We start from the raw sequence: 12,330 nt of genomic DNA on the forward strand, positions 1-12,330 counted from the left end.
TGGAGCGCGGCCGCCGCGGCGGAGCCGCCGCATATGCAACGGTTTTCCTATTGTGTGGCCGGCAGCGCCCATTGCATCAGCAGCGCAACCGGGAGATGCGCGAAGTCGATGGGCGAGACCGTTCGCGAGACGCTGGCGAAGCTGGCGGGCCTCGACCGCGAGGTCGTGGCGATCGCGTGGCTGTCCCTGCGGGTGAGCCTCTCGGCGGTGCTGATCGGGGCGGGGCTCGGCATCCCGCTCGGGGCCCTGGCGGCCGTGGCGCGGTTTCCGGGCCGGGACGCGCTCGTGAGCCTGCTCAACGCCCTCATGGGCCTGCCGCCGGTCATCATCGGACTCCTCCTCTACCTCCTGCTGTCGCGCTCGGGGCCGCTCGGGCCGCTGGGCCTGCTCTTCACCCCCGCCGCCATGATCGCGGCGCAGACCGTCCTGGTCACGCCGCTGGTCGCCGCCCTGGCGCGCCAGATCCTCGCCGACGCGGAGGCGCAACTCGGCGAGCAGCTGCGCTCGCTCGGGCTCGGCCCGCTCCGGCGCGCGGCGGCGCTCGTGCACGACGCGCGCTTCTCCCTGGTCACCGTGGTGCTGGCGGCCTTCGGCCGCGCCATCTCGGAGGTGGGGGCCGTGCTCGTGGTCGGCGGCAACATCGCGGGTCAGACCCGCACCATGACGACGGCGATCTCCCTCGAGACGCAGAAGGGGGACCTGCCCCTCGCCCTCGCCCTCGGCCTCGTGCTGATCGGCCTCGTGGTCGCCCTCAATGCCGCCGCCGCCCTGCTGCGCGGCTACGCGGCGCGGGCCTACGGATGAGCCCGGCCCTGCCGATCCTCCTCGACGGCCTGTCGTTCCGCGCCGGGGGGCGCACCATCCTCGACCGCGTCAGCCTGCGCATCGAGGAGCCGGGCATCACCGCGCTGATCGGGCCGAACGGGGCGGGCAAGAGCGTGCTGCTGCGCCTCCTCGACGGGCTTCTGCCCCTGAGCGCCGGCGCGGTGCGGATCGGGCCGGGCGGGGCACCCGCCCGGCGCGCCTTCGTGTTCCAGCGGCCCGGCCTCGTGCGGGCGAGCGCCGGGCACAACATCCGCCTCGCCCTCGCGGCGGCCGGCTGGCGCCGGGCCGAGGCGCGGGCGCGCTGCCGCGCGGCCCTCGCCCTGGTCGGGCTCGCGGACCGGGCGCGGGATCCGGCGACGCGGCTCTCGGGGGGCGAGCAGCAGCGCCTCGCCCTGGCCCGCGCCTGGGCGGTGGCGCCGGACCTCTTGCTCCTCGACGAGCCCACCGCCAACCTCGACCCGGCCGCGGCCGAGCGGGTCGAGCAGGTGGTCGCCGGGATGGCGCGGGAGGGCGTGAAGGTGCTCCTCGTCTCGCACCATCTCGGGCAGGTGGCGCGGCTCGCCCGCGACGTCGTGGTCCTGTCGGGCGGGCGGGTGGCGGAGCACGGCCCGGTCTCGCAAGTCCTCACCCATCCCCGCGCGCCCGAGACCCGGGCCTACCTCGCCGGAGAATTGCCGTGGACCGCCTTCGCCGCCTGTTCTGCCTGACTCTCGCCGCCTGGCTCGCCGCCGCGCCGGCGCGCGCCGGGGAGAGCATCACGGTCGCCTCGACGACCTCGACCGAGCAGTCGGGCCTGTTCGGTCACCTGCTGCCGCGCTTCACCGAGGCGACCGGAATCGGCGTGCGGGTGGTCGCCCTCGGCACCGGTCAGGCCCTCGACGTCGGCCGCCGCGGCGACGCGGACGTGGTCTTCGTTCACGATCAGCCCGCCGAGGAGGCCTTCGTGCGCGACGGCTTCGGCGTGGAGCGCTTCCCCGTGATGTACAACGACTTCGTGGTGATCGGGCCGAGGGACGACCCGGCGGGGATCGCCGGGCGGGACGTCGCCCAGGCCTTCCGCAAGATCGCCGCCGCGAGGGCGCCCTTCGTCTCGCGCGGGGACCGCTCGGGCACGCACGCCGCGGAGCTCAGGATGTGGCGGGAGGCCGGGCTCGACCTCGGCGCGGTGCGGGGCGAGTGGTACAAGGAGATCGGCCAGGGCATGGGCCCGGCGCTCAACGCCGCCGCCGCGACCAACGCCTACCTGCTCGCCGACCGCGGCACCTGGCTCGCCTTCAAGAACCGCCAGGACCTCAAGGTCCTGGTCGAGGGCGACCCGCGCCTGTTCAACCAGTACGGCGTGATCCTGGTCAATCCGGCCAAGCACCCGCACGTGAAGGCGCGCGCGGGTCAGGCCTTCATCGACTGGCTGGTCTCCCCCGCCGGGCAGGGCGTGATCGCGGGCTACCGGATCGGCGGCGAGCCGCTCTTCGTCCCCAATGCCGGGACGTGACGCGCCGGCTTGCCGGCGCGCGGCGCGCGGTGCATGGACGCGCTCCCGGGGATCCGCGGCGGAGACGACGTCAGTGCCTGCTTCGAGCCTGTGGCGCCGCGCGCGCGCCCTCCTCGGCCCCCGCGGTGCTGGCGAGGAGGCCTTCGATCCGGACTTCTACGCCCGCCGCTACCTCGACGCGCGGGCGCTGTCGCCCGAGGAGCGGGCGCGGCACTTCGCGGTGACCGGGCGCCGGGAGGGACGCGCGCCCAACGCGGAGGTCTTCCTGCACCGGCTCGCCGCGCATTACGGCCCGCCCGAGCCCGATTTCGACCTCGCCTTCTACCGCCGACAGCCCGACCTCGCGGAGGTCTTCGCGCAGGATTGGGAGTTCCTCGCCCATTACCTGGAGCGCGGGCGCGGGGAAGGGCGACCGCGCAACGTGGCGGACCACCTCGCGCGGCTCGAACGGGCGCACGGCCCGCTCGGGCCGCATTTCGAGATCGACGCCTACCGGCGCAACGAGGATCTGGCGCTGCTGTTCGACGACGAGTGGCAGTTCGTCGCCCATTTCCTGCAATGGGGCCGCGCGGAGGGGCGCTTCTTCCGCCACGCGCAATTCGCGCTCTGCGACGCGGCCCGCGAGGCGCGGGTGGCGGGCCGCTTCGAGGAGGCGATTGGGCACGCCCGCGCCCTGGTCGCCGCGCTGCCGCGCAACCGCGAGGCGGCGTCCCTTCTGGTCCACCTCCTCACCGTGACCGGACGCGAGCGGGAGGCGCAGGCGGCCCTCGCCGAGGCCGGGCTCGCCCCCGCGGAGGGCGCCGCGCTGCGGGCGCTCGGGGCCTATCTGCGGCGGGTCCCGCGGGAGCAGGCCCTCGCCCTCGTCGACGGGCTGCCGGGCCGCTTCACCTACCTGGAGCCCGGCGGGGTGGCGGAGCGCATCCTCGCCGCCAAGGCGGCGCGGCGCCCCTTCGCGCTGCTCCGCCTCGGGGATGGCGAGGGGTGCCTCCTGCGCGTCGACGCGGCCGACGAGGCCGCCTTCGCGCCGCTCTACGCGGCCAACCGCGAGACCTTCGCCCGGATCTGGTTCGGCGACCGGTTCGACGCGGCGGGGAGCGGCTTCTCGACCCTGGCCGCGGGCCTGTCCGAGGCGGCCGCCGAGGCCGACATCCTCGGCGTGCCCTACCGGGCCTGGATCGAGCACGAGTACCGGATCGTGACCCCGTCGGGCGTCCCGGGCGTCACCAACGTCCTGCGCTGGCTCGACGCCCGCGCCGCCGCTGGCCTGCCCGTGCCGCCGCTCTGCCAGCAGACGATCCACGTGGCCCTCGGCCAGGGCGACTTCTTCCGCGACCTCCTCGCGGGGGAGGCGGAGGTCGGGCTGATCGCCTGCTTCCCGGACCTGCCGGAGGCGATCCGGCGCCGCTTCGGGGTCGGGGCGGTCGAGTTCCACAAGATCCCGGGCGAGCAGATGTCGCGCCGTCTGATCGGCGAGCAGGCGGCCGGGGGCGCGCATTACCCCGACGTGTTCGAGGCGGTGACCGCCCGGCTCTCGCGCCCCCTCGACGGCCGGATCTTCCTGGTGGCGGGCGGGCTGCTGGGGAAGTTCTACGCCCTCACGATCCGCCGGCACGGCGGCATCGCCATCGACATCGGGTCGCTCGCGGATGTCTGGATGCAGAAGGTCACGCGGCCGGGCTACGAGCATCTCGCCGGACTCGCCCTGACCGAGACCTGATCCGGCGCGCCGTCACCGCGCCGCGGCCGCGCCGCGCGGCGGCGCGGGCCGGACCGGCCCTCAGACGGCGATTCGATCCTCGTCGTCGGTCGGCTCGCGCAGCACGTAGCCGCGGCCCCACACCGTCTCGATGTAGTTCTTGCCCTGGCTGGCATTGGCCAGCTTCTTGCGCAGCTTGCAGATGAAGACGTCGATGATCTTCAGCTCGGGCTCGTCCATGCCGCCGTAGAGGTGGTTGAGGAACATCTCCTTGGTGAGGGTCGTGCCCTTCCGCAGCGAGAGGAGTTCCAGCATCTGGTACTCCTTGCCGGTCAGGTGGACCCGGGCGCCCGAGACCTCGACGGTCTTCTGATCGAGATTGACGATCAGGTCGCCCGTGGTGATCACCGACTGGGCGTGCCCCTTCGACCGCCGCACGATCGCGTGGATCCGCGCGACGAGCTCGTCCTTGTGGAAGGGCTTCGTCAGGTAGTCGTCCGCGCCGAAGCCCAGACCCTTCACCTTGTCCTCGATCCCGGCCATGCCCGACAGGATCAGGATCGGCGTCTTCACCTTGGCGACGCGCAGCGACCGCAGCACCTCGTAGCCCGACATGTCGGGCAGGTTCAGATCGAGGAGGATGATGTCGTAGTCGTACAGCTTGCCGAGGTCGACGCCCTCCTCGCCGAGATCTGTCGTATAGGTGTTGAAGTTCTCGGACTTGAGCATCAACTCGATGCTCTGCGCCGTGGCGCTGTCATCCTCGATCAGAAGTACGCGCATCTCAGTCCCCAAGCCCTGGCCCATGAGGGTGAGGCAAACACCCGCCGCCCATCCGCCACCGGCCCGTGGCGGATGCCCGTCTGCATTCGACTCGCGACGCTATGCCCAAAGCGTTAACAAAGCCTGATTCCGTCCCGCAAGCGCCTCGAATCCGCCAAGCCCGGCAATCCGTTGCACGTTGTCGTTCCGTTCCGGCCCGCCATCGCCCGCGAGCCCTGTCGGTCCGCCCTGGGGCCGGGCTAACCGGCTCCAGGGATTCGCATTCATCCCTTTTGTGACTTCCGCGACACGCCCTCGGATTTCCGCCCTCGGGCTGCCGCTCGTCCGTTACCGCGCAGTGTTAAGGAGACGGGTAAATGGAAGGTTGATGGTGTCCCCGCGCCCGCGCCCATCCACAGAGCGTGGAACGGGTGCGGCGAGGCACGGTCGCCCCTTGTTCCACAAATTGCCGGGGGCGTCGAAAGGTTTCTGGGACGGGGCGAGGGGACGGGGCGAGGGTGCGATGGGGCAGGAAGGCGGGGGGGCGGGGCGGCTCGCGGCGGCCCGGGCGGCGCTCGACGGGGTCGAGACCCTGGAGGTGTTCGGCCGGGTCGTGGCGATCCGCGGGCTCCTCGTGGAGGTGGCCGGCCCGGTCGCGGCGATGCGGCTCGGTGGGCGGCTCGACATCGCCGTGGAGGGGCGCGGCGGCGAGGGCAGCGTGCCCTGCGAGATCATCGGCTTCTCGGGGTCCCACGCCCTGGCGATGCCGTTCGGGTCGCTCCAGGGCGTGCGCCGGGGCTGCCCGGCCCGGGTGGGCGCCGAGGAGGCGGGGGCGATCCGGCCGTCCCCGGCCTGGCTCGGGCGGGTGGTCGACGCGCTCGGGCGGCCCGTCGACGGGCGCGGGCCGCTGCCGCCGGGACCGCTCCCCTATCCGCTCCGCGCCGACCCGCCGCCCGCCCACGCGCGGGCCCGGGTCGGGCCGCCCCTCGACCTCGGGGTGCGCTGCATCAACACCTTCCTGACCATGTGCGTGGGCCAGCGGATGGGCATCTTCGCCGGCTCGGGCGTGGGCAAGTCGGTGCTGCTCTCGATGCTCGCCCGGGCCGCCGCCTGCGACGTGGCGGTGATCGGCCTCGTCGGCGAGCGCGGCCGCGAGGTGCAGGAATTCCTGCAGGACGATCTCGGCCCCGAGGGCCTCGCCCGCTCCGTGGTGGTGGTGGCGACCTCCGACGAGCCGGCGCTGATGCGCCGCAACGCCGCCTACGTCACCCTCGCGCTCGCCGAGTCTTTTCGCGACGCGGGCGCGCAGGTGCTCTGCATGATCGACTCGGTCACCCGCTTCGCCATGGCGCAGCGGGACGTGGGCCTCGCGGCCGGCGAGCCGCCCACCGCCAAGGGCTACACGCCGACCGTGTTCAGCGAGCTGCCGCGCCTGCTGGAGCGGGCGGGGCCCGGCACCGGGGCGGGCTCCATCTCCGGCCTGTTCACGGTGCTGGTCGAGGGCGACGACCACAACGAGCCCGTCGCCGACGCGGTGCGCGGCATCCTCGACGGCCACATCGTGATGGAGCGGCGGATCGCCGAGGGCGGGCGCTACCCGGCGATCAACGTGCTGCGCTCGGTCTCCCGCACCATGCCGCGCGCCTGCGACCCGGCCTTCCTGCCGACGGTGCAGCGCGCGCGCTGGCTCCTCTCCACCTACGCCGACATGGAGGAACTGATCCGCCTCGGCGCCTACCGGCCGGGCTCCTCGCCCGACGTCGACGAGGCGATCGGCCTGATGCCCGACCTGGAGGCTTTTATGAGGCAGGGTAAGGAAGAAGCAACCTCCCTGGGGGAAGGATACCAGCGCCTGGCGGCGATCGTCGGCGGGCCCTGAGCCGGACCGCCGCAGCCGACGCCCTGAGCCGGGATCGCATCCCGGGCCTCGCGGCGCGTGCGCCGCGCCGCGCTCGGGCGAGAGCGAGGGTGGGGACACCGCCCGACGGCGTGGAGTGGGAGCACGATGAAATCGCGGGATACGCTCATCCGGTTGCGACGCTTCCAGGTGGACGAGAAGCGCCGCCGCGTCACCCAGATCGAGTCGATGATCGCCGATTTCGCCCGGATGGCGGCGGAACTCGACCGTGAGGTCGCGCAGGAGGAGCAGCGCGCCGGGATCACCGACCCGGCCCATTTCGCCTACCCGACCTACGCGCGGGCGGCGGCTCAGCGGCGCGACAACATCCGGCGCTCCGCCAGCGACCTCGACGCGCAGCTCGCCGAGGCCAAGGCGGCCCTGGCGGAAGCCTTCGAGGAGCTGAAGAAGGTCGAGATCCTCGACGACCGCGAGCGCTCGGCCGAGCGGGCCGCGGACGCGGCGCGCGAGCAGTCGGATCTCGACGCGATCGGGCTCGGCCGCGCCCGGGCCTGAGCCGCGGGCGGGATGTGCCGGTCGTTGCCCGGACGGCGCCTCTGCGGAGCTGGCGTCCCCGGCAGCGACAGACGATCAGCGTGTCATCCGCTGTCCGGACGATCACGTCCGGACAGCGTCTGCCAAGCCCGCGCGGCGCTTGAGCGAAGCCCCAATCCGCCATCCCGAAGGGATCAAGCGGATTTGGTATGACGAGCCCGCGCGGCGCTTGAGCGACGCCGACATCCGCATTGCCGAAATGGGAGATGGCGACGCAATCCGTCGAATGTCGGATCAGGCCAGCACCGGCACGTGCGGCGCTGCCTCGCGCGGGAGGTGGCCCGAGAGGCGCGGGTCCGGCACCACCTCGATCGCGCGGGCGAACGGCGTGAACCCGCTCGCTTGATAGAAACCGATCGCGGAGGGGTGGTCGAAGGTGCAGGTGTGCACCCAGACCCGGGAGACCGGTCGCGCCCAGGCGCGGCGCAGGGCCTCTCCCATCAGCTGCCGCCCGATCCCGCGCCCCACCGCCTCGGGAACCAGACCCAGGAAGGCGATCTCGACCTCGCCCTCGACCCGCGCGTCGAGTTCAACGAGGCCGATGTCGTGGCCGTCCCGCGTGAGCGCGAGCGCCTCGACCGCTGGGTCGGTCAGGATGGCGGCGAGCGCGGCGTCCGCCATCCGCCGCCGGCTGAACCAGAGCCAGGGCGTGCCGATCCGCGCGAACAGGGCGCGGTAGCGGGGGAGGTCCGCACCGAGCGCCGCCAGCGGCAGTTCCGGCGCGTCCGGCAGGGGAGGGCGGTTGCGCATCTCGAGCGAGGTCACGACCGCCGCCACGTGCGTCGCCGGGATGGGGGTGAGCCCGTCGCAGTTCAAAGGCGTCATGGCCGGCCCCCTACCGCAGGGTGAGGCGCCGCCGCAAGCCCCGCCCAAAGCCCCGCACAAGCCGCCGAGGGCACCTCATGCGGGCTGGCAGCGTTTGCAGCGGGCGCGCGCCGCGTTAGATCCGCCGGCGGGCGGTGCGGGAGCGGGGCGATGACGCAGGACAACGGGACCGGGGTCCACCGCTTCCCCGTCGCGGCCGGCCCGGAGGGGCCGACCGTGTCCGACATGATGGCCCGCCCGGACGGCCCGGCCCTCGAATGGGTGGAGGCGCGCCCCCTCGGCCAGCCCCGCGGCGCGCCGCTGCTTTTCGTGCACGGGGCCTTCGGGGGCGCCTGGATCTGGCAGGAGATCTTCCTGCCGCACCTCGCCCGGCGCGGGCGGCGGGCGCTGGCCTTCAGCCTGCGCGGCCACGGCCGCAGCCAGGGCGCCCGCCAGCTGAAGGAGGCCTCCCTCGCCGACTACCTGTACGACCTGCGCGCCGCGATCGCCCGCTGCGGCGAGCCCCCGATCCTGGTCGGCCACTCCCTCGGCGCCCTGCTCGCCCAGCGCCTGATCGGGCAGGTGCCCCTGCGCGGGCTCGTGCTGCTCGCGCCCCTGCCGCCGGACGGCCTCGCCCTCGTGGGCGCCCGCATCGCCCTCACGGATCCGGGCTTCTGGGTCGAGGCCCTGGCGGGCGCCCTGCTGCCCGGCCGCGGGCCGGCGGTGGCGCTCTCCCGCCACTGGCTGTTCTCGGAGGGCCTCTCCTTCGAGCGCGCCCGCGCCTACGCGGCCCGGATGTCGGCGGAGAGCCCGGTGGCGCTGGCCGAGGCGCATTGGCCGGCCCCGACCGTCCCGGCCGCCCTGATGGGACTGCCGGCCCTGGTGGTCGGCGGCGCCCGCGACCGCATGATCTGGCCGGTGACGACCTGGCGCACGGCGCTCTACCACGGCGCGCAGCACCGGACCGTGCCGGACATCGCCCATTTCCTGCAGCTCGATTACGGCGCCGAGGGCGTCGCCCGCCTCCTCATCGACTGGGCGGACGAGCGCGGCCTGTGAGGGGTCGCGGTGGCACGAAACCGTCATGATCGCGTGAAAGGAGGGCGCCCGGCCGCGACGCGCCTCCTTGCGGCCAGGACGGCGCTCGGGCATCAAGCGCCCCGACCCGGGAGTGCGACGGACATCGCCATGAAGAAGATTCGTGAGTTCATTTGGCCGGCGATCGGCCTCGCGGCCGTCGTGGTCTCGATCTACCTGCTCTGGCACCAGTTGAAGGGGCTCTCGATCGCCGATGTCGAGGCGAGCCTCAAGGCGATCCCGCCGCACCGCTACGCGCTCGCCGCCGCCTCGACGCTGATGGCCTACATGGCCCTGGCCTGGTACGACCGGATCGCGCTGATCCACCTCGGCGTGAAGGGCATCTCCTGGCTCTTCGTCTCGCTGTGCTCCTTCACCACCTACGCGCTGTCGCACAATATCGGCGCCTCGGTCTTCTCGGGCGCCCTCGTGCGCTACCGGGCCTACACGTCGAAGGGGCTCACGGCCGCGCAGGTCGCGGTGCTGGTGGCCCTGTGCTCCTTCACCTTCGGCCTCGGCACGATGCTGCTCGGCGGCCTCGTCCTGACCCTGCAGCCGGACCTGCTGACCCGCCTCACCGGCATGCTCCCCGGGGTGATGACCAACCCCGCCACCGCCCGCATCCTCGGCGCCGGCCTGCTCGGCGTGGTCGGGCTCTACGTCGTGGGCTCGATCCTGCACCTCAAGCCGCTGACGATCCGCAGCTTCAAGCTCGAATACCCCCGCCCGAACGTGATGGTGCGCCAGCTCATCGCGGCGCCGCTGGAGCTGATCGGCGCGGCCGGCATCATCTACTTCGCCCTGCCGGAGGCCGGGAATCCGGGCTTCCTCGTCGTGCTGGCGGTGTTCCTGGCCTCGTTCTCGGCCGCCCTGGTCTCGCACGCGCCGGGCGGGCTCGGGGTGTTCGAACTCGTCTTCATCACGGCGATGCCGGACCTGCCGAAGGTCGAGGTGCTCGCCGCGGTGCTGATCTTCCGCCTGTTCTACCTGCTCCTGCCCTTCGCCATGGCGATCGTGGTGGTGCTGCTGTTCGAGCGCGGCCGCCTCGCCGCCGCGATCCGCGGCAAGGCCGAGCTGTCCCCCGGCGCCCCGGCCGCGCCGGTCGACGGTCCCGGCCTCAAGCCGGACCTCCCGGCCTCGCCGCCGATCCGCAAGGTCGGCTGACCCGCGATGGGCCGCGCGCGGCTGCGCCGGGCGCGGCTCGGCTTGGCGGCCCTGCTCGGCCTCCCGGGCGGGGGCTACTTCATCCCCTACCGGCACGCCGCGGCGAGGGCGGCGCAGGAGGGCTACCCGGCCCTGGAGCCGCTGTTCCGGGAGGCCGAGCCGGATTTCCGCGCGCACCTCGCCGAGATCGCCGCCCGGGCCGGGGATCTGCGGCGCGTCGCCGAGGGCGGCCCCGGGCTCCTCGGGCCGCGCCCGCCCCGCCTGACCCAGGACTGGTTCCCGCGCCTCGACGCCGCCGCCGCCTACGCGATGGTGCGGCGGGCGCGGCCGCGGCGGATCGTCGAGGTCGGTTCCGGGCACTCGACCCGCTTCCTCGCGCAGGCCGTGGCCGATGGCGGGATGCCGACCGCGCTCACCTGCATCGACCCGCGCCCGCGCGCGCCGCTGCCGGCCCTGCCCGGCCTGCGGCACGAGGCGCGGCTGTTCGGTCCGCGCGACGGCGAGGCCCTGGCCTCGCTCGCGCCCGGGGACCTGCTCTTCATCGATTCGAGCCACGTGGCGATGCCGGGCAGCGACGTCGACCGGCTCCTCCTCGACGCGCTGCCGCGCCTCGCCCCGGGCGTGCTCGTCCACCTGCACGACGTCTTCCTGCCCGACGCCTACCCGCCCGAATGGGCGTGGCGCGGCTACAACGAGCAGGTCGTGGTGGGCGCGCTGATCCAGGGCGGCGCCTTCGCCCTCGCCTTCGCCAGCCGCTACGTGGCGACGCGCACGGATTGGCTCGCCGGCAGCCCGCTGGCGGGCCTGCCCCTCCCGCCGGGCGCCTTCGAGACCAGCCTCTGGCTGCGCAAGCGCTGAGGCGCCCTCGGGCGGGATCAGGTCGCCTCGCCCGCGGATCCCGCTCCGGGTTCTCGATCCCGCCGCATCGTCTGCGACGGTCCGGCGGCCCCGTCGCCGGGCGATCCGCGCAGCAGAATTGCACGGGGCAATCCTGCTTGGGTCTCTTGGTGTCGCATCGCGTTTCGCTGACGCGGTGCTTCGGTTCGCCGCCGAAAAGGTGACCACGTCGGCACCGGCCGGTCCCGGCCGGAAGGATGCTTAGACGACGTGGTCCGGGGCGAGCGCGCAGGCCGGGCCGCCCGCGATCTCCACCTGCAGCGTCGCGTGCGCGATGCCGAAGCGCTCCCGCAGCACCTGCCCGCACTCGGCCAGGAAATGGTTGCCCGGGTGCCCGGCCGGCATCACCAGGTGGGCGGTGAGCGCCGTCTCGGTGGTGCTCATCGACCAGACGTGCAGGTCGTGGACCTCGGCGACGCCGGGCCGCTCGGCGAGGCAGCGGCGCACGGCCACGGGGTCGATGCCCGGCGGCACCGCCGCGAGCGACATGGTCACGCTGTCGCGCAGCAGGCCCCAGGTGCCCGCGACGATCACCGCCACGATCACGAGACTCACCAGCGGGTCGATCCAGGTCCAGCCGGTGAGCACGATCGCGAGCCCCGCCAGGACGACCCCCGCCGAGACCGCCGCATCCGCCACCATGTGCAGGTAGGCGCCGCGGATGTTGAGGTCGCCCTTGCGCCCGGAGGCGAACAGCCAGGCGGTGAAGCCGTTGATGGCGATCCCGATCAGCGCGACGGTGATCACGGTGCCGCCGGCCACGGGGGGCGGGTCGGCGAAGCGCAGGATCGCCTCCCAGGCGATGGCCCCGACCGCCACCAGCAGGAACACGGCGTTGAACAGGGCGGCGAGGATCGAGCTGCCGCGCAGGCCGTAGGTGAAGCGCGCGGAGGGCGCGCGCCGCGCCAGCACCGCCGCCGCCCAGGCGATCAGGAGGCCGAGCACGTCCGAGAGATTGTGGCCCGCATCCGCCAGCAGCGCCACGGAGTCGCTCAGGACGCCGAACACCGCCTCGACCAGCACGAAGCCGGTGTTGAGGGCGACGCCGATCGCGAAGGCGCGGCCGAACTCGGCCGGGGCGTGGACGTGCCCATGGCCGTGATGATGGCCGTGATCGTGGTGGTGGTGCGCGTGGTCGTGTCCCATGGCACCGACATAGTC

The 12,330-nt window shown here is 73.6% G+C and carries 12 protein-coding genes; 9 read left to right on the forward strand and 3 right to left on the reverse strand.

All coding sequences use genetic code 11. The features are described from left to right. Positions 1-108: 108 nt before the first annotated feature. The 4 genes from M446_RS18885 (at position 109) to M446_RS34280 (ending at position 4,034) form a co-directional block, all read left to right on the forward strand. Complete coding sequence (locus M446_RS18885; RefSeq protein ID WP_012333704.1) at positions 109-804, forward strand: ABC transporter permease; 696 nt, start codon at positions 109-111, stop codon at positions 802-804. Continuing rightward, positions 801-1,532, forward strand: coding sequence for an ATP-binding cassette domain-containing protein (locus tag M446_RS18890; protein WP_012333705.1), 732 nt, complete (start codon positions 801-803; stop codon positions 1,530-1,532). The genes M446_RS18885 and M446_RS18890 overlap by 4 nt, the downstream gene beginning before the upstream one ends. Next, on the forward strand, positions 1,502-2,317 hold the full coding sequence (locus M446_RS18895) for a substrate-binding domain-containing protein (protein ID WP_012333706.1): 816 nt from the start codon (positions 1,502-1,504) through the stop codon (positions 2,315-2,317). Before M446_RS18890 ends, M446_RS18895 begins: the two co-directional genes overlap by 31 nt. Before the next feature lie 73 nt (positions 2,318-2,390). Continuing rightward, entirely contained in the window at positions 2,391-4,034 is a 1,644-nt protein-coding gene (locus M446_RS34280; protein WP_012333707.1) for a hypothetical protein, read from the forward strand. A gap of 60 nt (positions 4,035-4,094) precedes the next feature. Here the strand turns inward: M446_RS34280 and ctrA are convergent, their stop codons facing one another. Beyond that, positions 4,095-4,796: a response regulator transcription factor CtrA gene (gene ctrA / locus M446_RS18905; protein ID WP_012333708.1), complete on the reverse strand. Its 702-nt coding sequence runs from the start codon at positions 4,794-4,796 to the stop codon at positions 4,095-4,097. 502 nt (positions 4,797-5,298) lie between these two features. On the opposite strand from ctrA, the gene fliI reads away from it, so the two are divergent. Together fliI and fliJ are read left to right on the forward strand one after the other, a co-directional pair. Further along, entirely contained in the window at positions 5,299-6,654 is a 1,356-nt protein-coding gene (fliI, locus tag M446_RS18910; RefSeq protein WP_012333709.1) for a flagellar protein export ATPase FliI, read from the forward strand. A 126-nt stretch (positions 6,655-6,780) separates the two neighbouring features. Beyond that, entirely contained in the window at positions 6,781-7,188 is a 408-nt protein-coding gene (fliJ, locus tag M446_RS18915) for a flagellar export protein FliJ (protein ID WP_012333710.1), read from the forward strand. Positions 7,189-7,461: 273 nt separating this feature from the next. Here the strand turns inward: fliJ and M446_RS18920 are convergent, their stop codons facing one another. Further along, entirely contained in the window at positions 7,462-8,052 is a 591-nt protein-coding gene (locus tag M446_RS18920) for a GNAT family N-acetyltransferase (RefSeq protein ID WP_198292998.1), read from the reverse strand. Positions 8,053-8,202: 150 nt separating this feature from the next. Between M446_RS18920 and M446_RS18925 the strand changes: the two genes are divergently transcribed. The 3 genes from M446_RS18925 to M446_RS18935 all read left to right on the forward strand — a co-directional run bounded on the left by M446_RS18925 (position 8,203) and on the right by M446_RS18935 (position 11,130). Further along, positions 8,203-9,090 carry an alpha/beta hydrolase gene (locus tag M446_RS18925; protein WP_012333712.1) on the forward strand — a complete coding sequence of 296 codons (888 nt, stop codon included), beginning with the start codon at positions 8,203-8,205 and terminating at the stop codon, positions 9,088-9,090. Between the two features lie 129 nt (positions 9,091-9,219). Further along, positions 9,220-10,272 carry a lysylphosphatidylglycerol synthase domain-containing protein gene (locus M446_RS18930; protein ID WP_012333713.1) on the forward strand — a complete coding sequence of 351 codons (1,053 nt, stop codon included), beginning with the start codon at positions 9,220-9,222 and terminating at the stop codon, positions 10,270-10,272. Positions 10,273-10,278: 6 nt separating this feature from the next. Then, entirely contained in the window at positions 10,279-11,130 is an 852-nt protein-coding gene (locus M446_RS18935; RefSeq protein WP_012333714.1) for a class I SAM-dependent methyltransferase, read from the forward strand. Between the two features lie 240 nt (positions 11,131-11,370). Here the strand turns inward: M446_RS18935 and M446_RS18940 are convergent, their stop codons facing one another. Beyond that, a complete protein-coding gene (locus tag M446_RS18940) occupies positions 11,371-12,315 on the reverse strand; it encodes a cation diffusion facilitator family transporter (protein WP_012333715.1) in 945 nt (314 codons plus the stop codon). Between the last annotated feature and the right edge of the window lie 15 nt (positions 12,316-12,330).

Origin of the sequence: Methylobacterium sp. 4-46, from assembly GCF_000019365.1 — a bacterium.
In the GTDB taxonomy this organism is placed as follows: domain Bacteria; phylum Pseudomonadota; class Alphaproteobacteria; order Rhizobiales; family Beijerinckiaceae; genus Methylobacterium.

Excerpts from the sequence above, each read along its gene's own strand:
- ctrA (WP_012333708.1), bottom strand. The coding sequence starts at position 4,796 with ATGCGCGTACTTCTGATCGAGGATGACAGCGCCACGGCGCAGAGCATC.
- fliJ (WP_012333710.1), top strand. The coding sequence starts at position 6,781 with ATGAAATCGCGGGATACGCTCATCCGGTTGCGACGCTTCCAGGTGGAC.
- M446_RS18935 (WP_012333714.1), top strand. The coding sequence starts at position 10,279 with ATGGGCCGCGCGCGGCTGCGCCGGGCGCGGCTCGGCTTGGCGGCCCTG.
- M446_RS18940 (WP_012333715.1), bottom strand. The coding sequence starts at position 12,315 with ATGGGACACGACCACGCGCACCACCACCACGATCACGGCCATCATCAC.
- M446_RS18885 (WP_012333704.1), top strand. The coding sequence starts at position 109 with ATGGGCGAGACCGTTCGCGAGACGCTGGCGAAGCTGGCGGGCCTCGAC.
- M446_RS18920 (WP_198292998.1), bottom strand. The coding sequence starts at position 8,052 with ATGACGCCTTTGAACTGCGACGGGCTCACCCCCATCCCGGCGACGCAC.
- M446_RS18930 (WP_012333713.1), top strand. The coding sequence starts at position 9,220 with ATGAAGAAGATTCGTGAGTTCATTTGGCCGGCGATCGGCCTCGCGGCC.
- fliI (WP_012333709.1), top strand. The coding sequence starts at position 5,299 with ATGGGGCAGGAAGGCGGGGGGGCGGGGCGGCTCGCGGCGGCCCGGGCG.
- M446_RS18890 (WP_012333705.1), top strand. The coding sequence starts at position 801 with ATGAGCCCGGCCCTGCCGATCCTCCTCGACGGCCTGTCGTTCCGCGCC.
- M446_RS18925 (WP_012333712.1), top strand. The coding sequence starts at position 8,203 with ATGACGCAGGACAACGGGACCGGGGTCCACCGCTTCCCCGTCGCGGCC.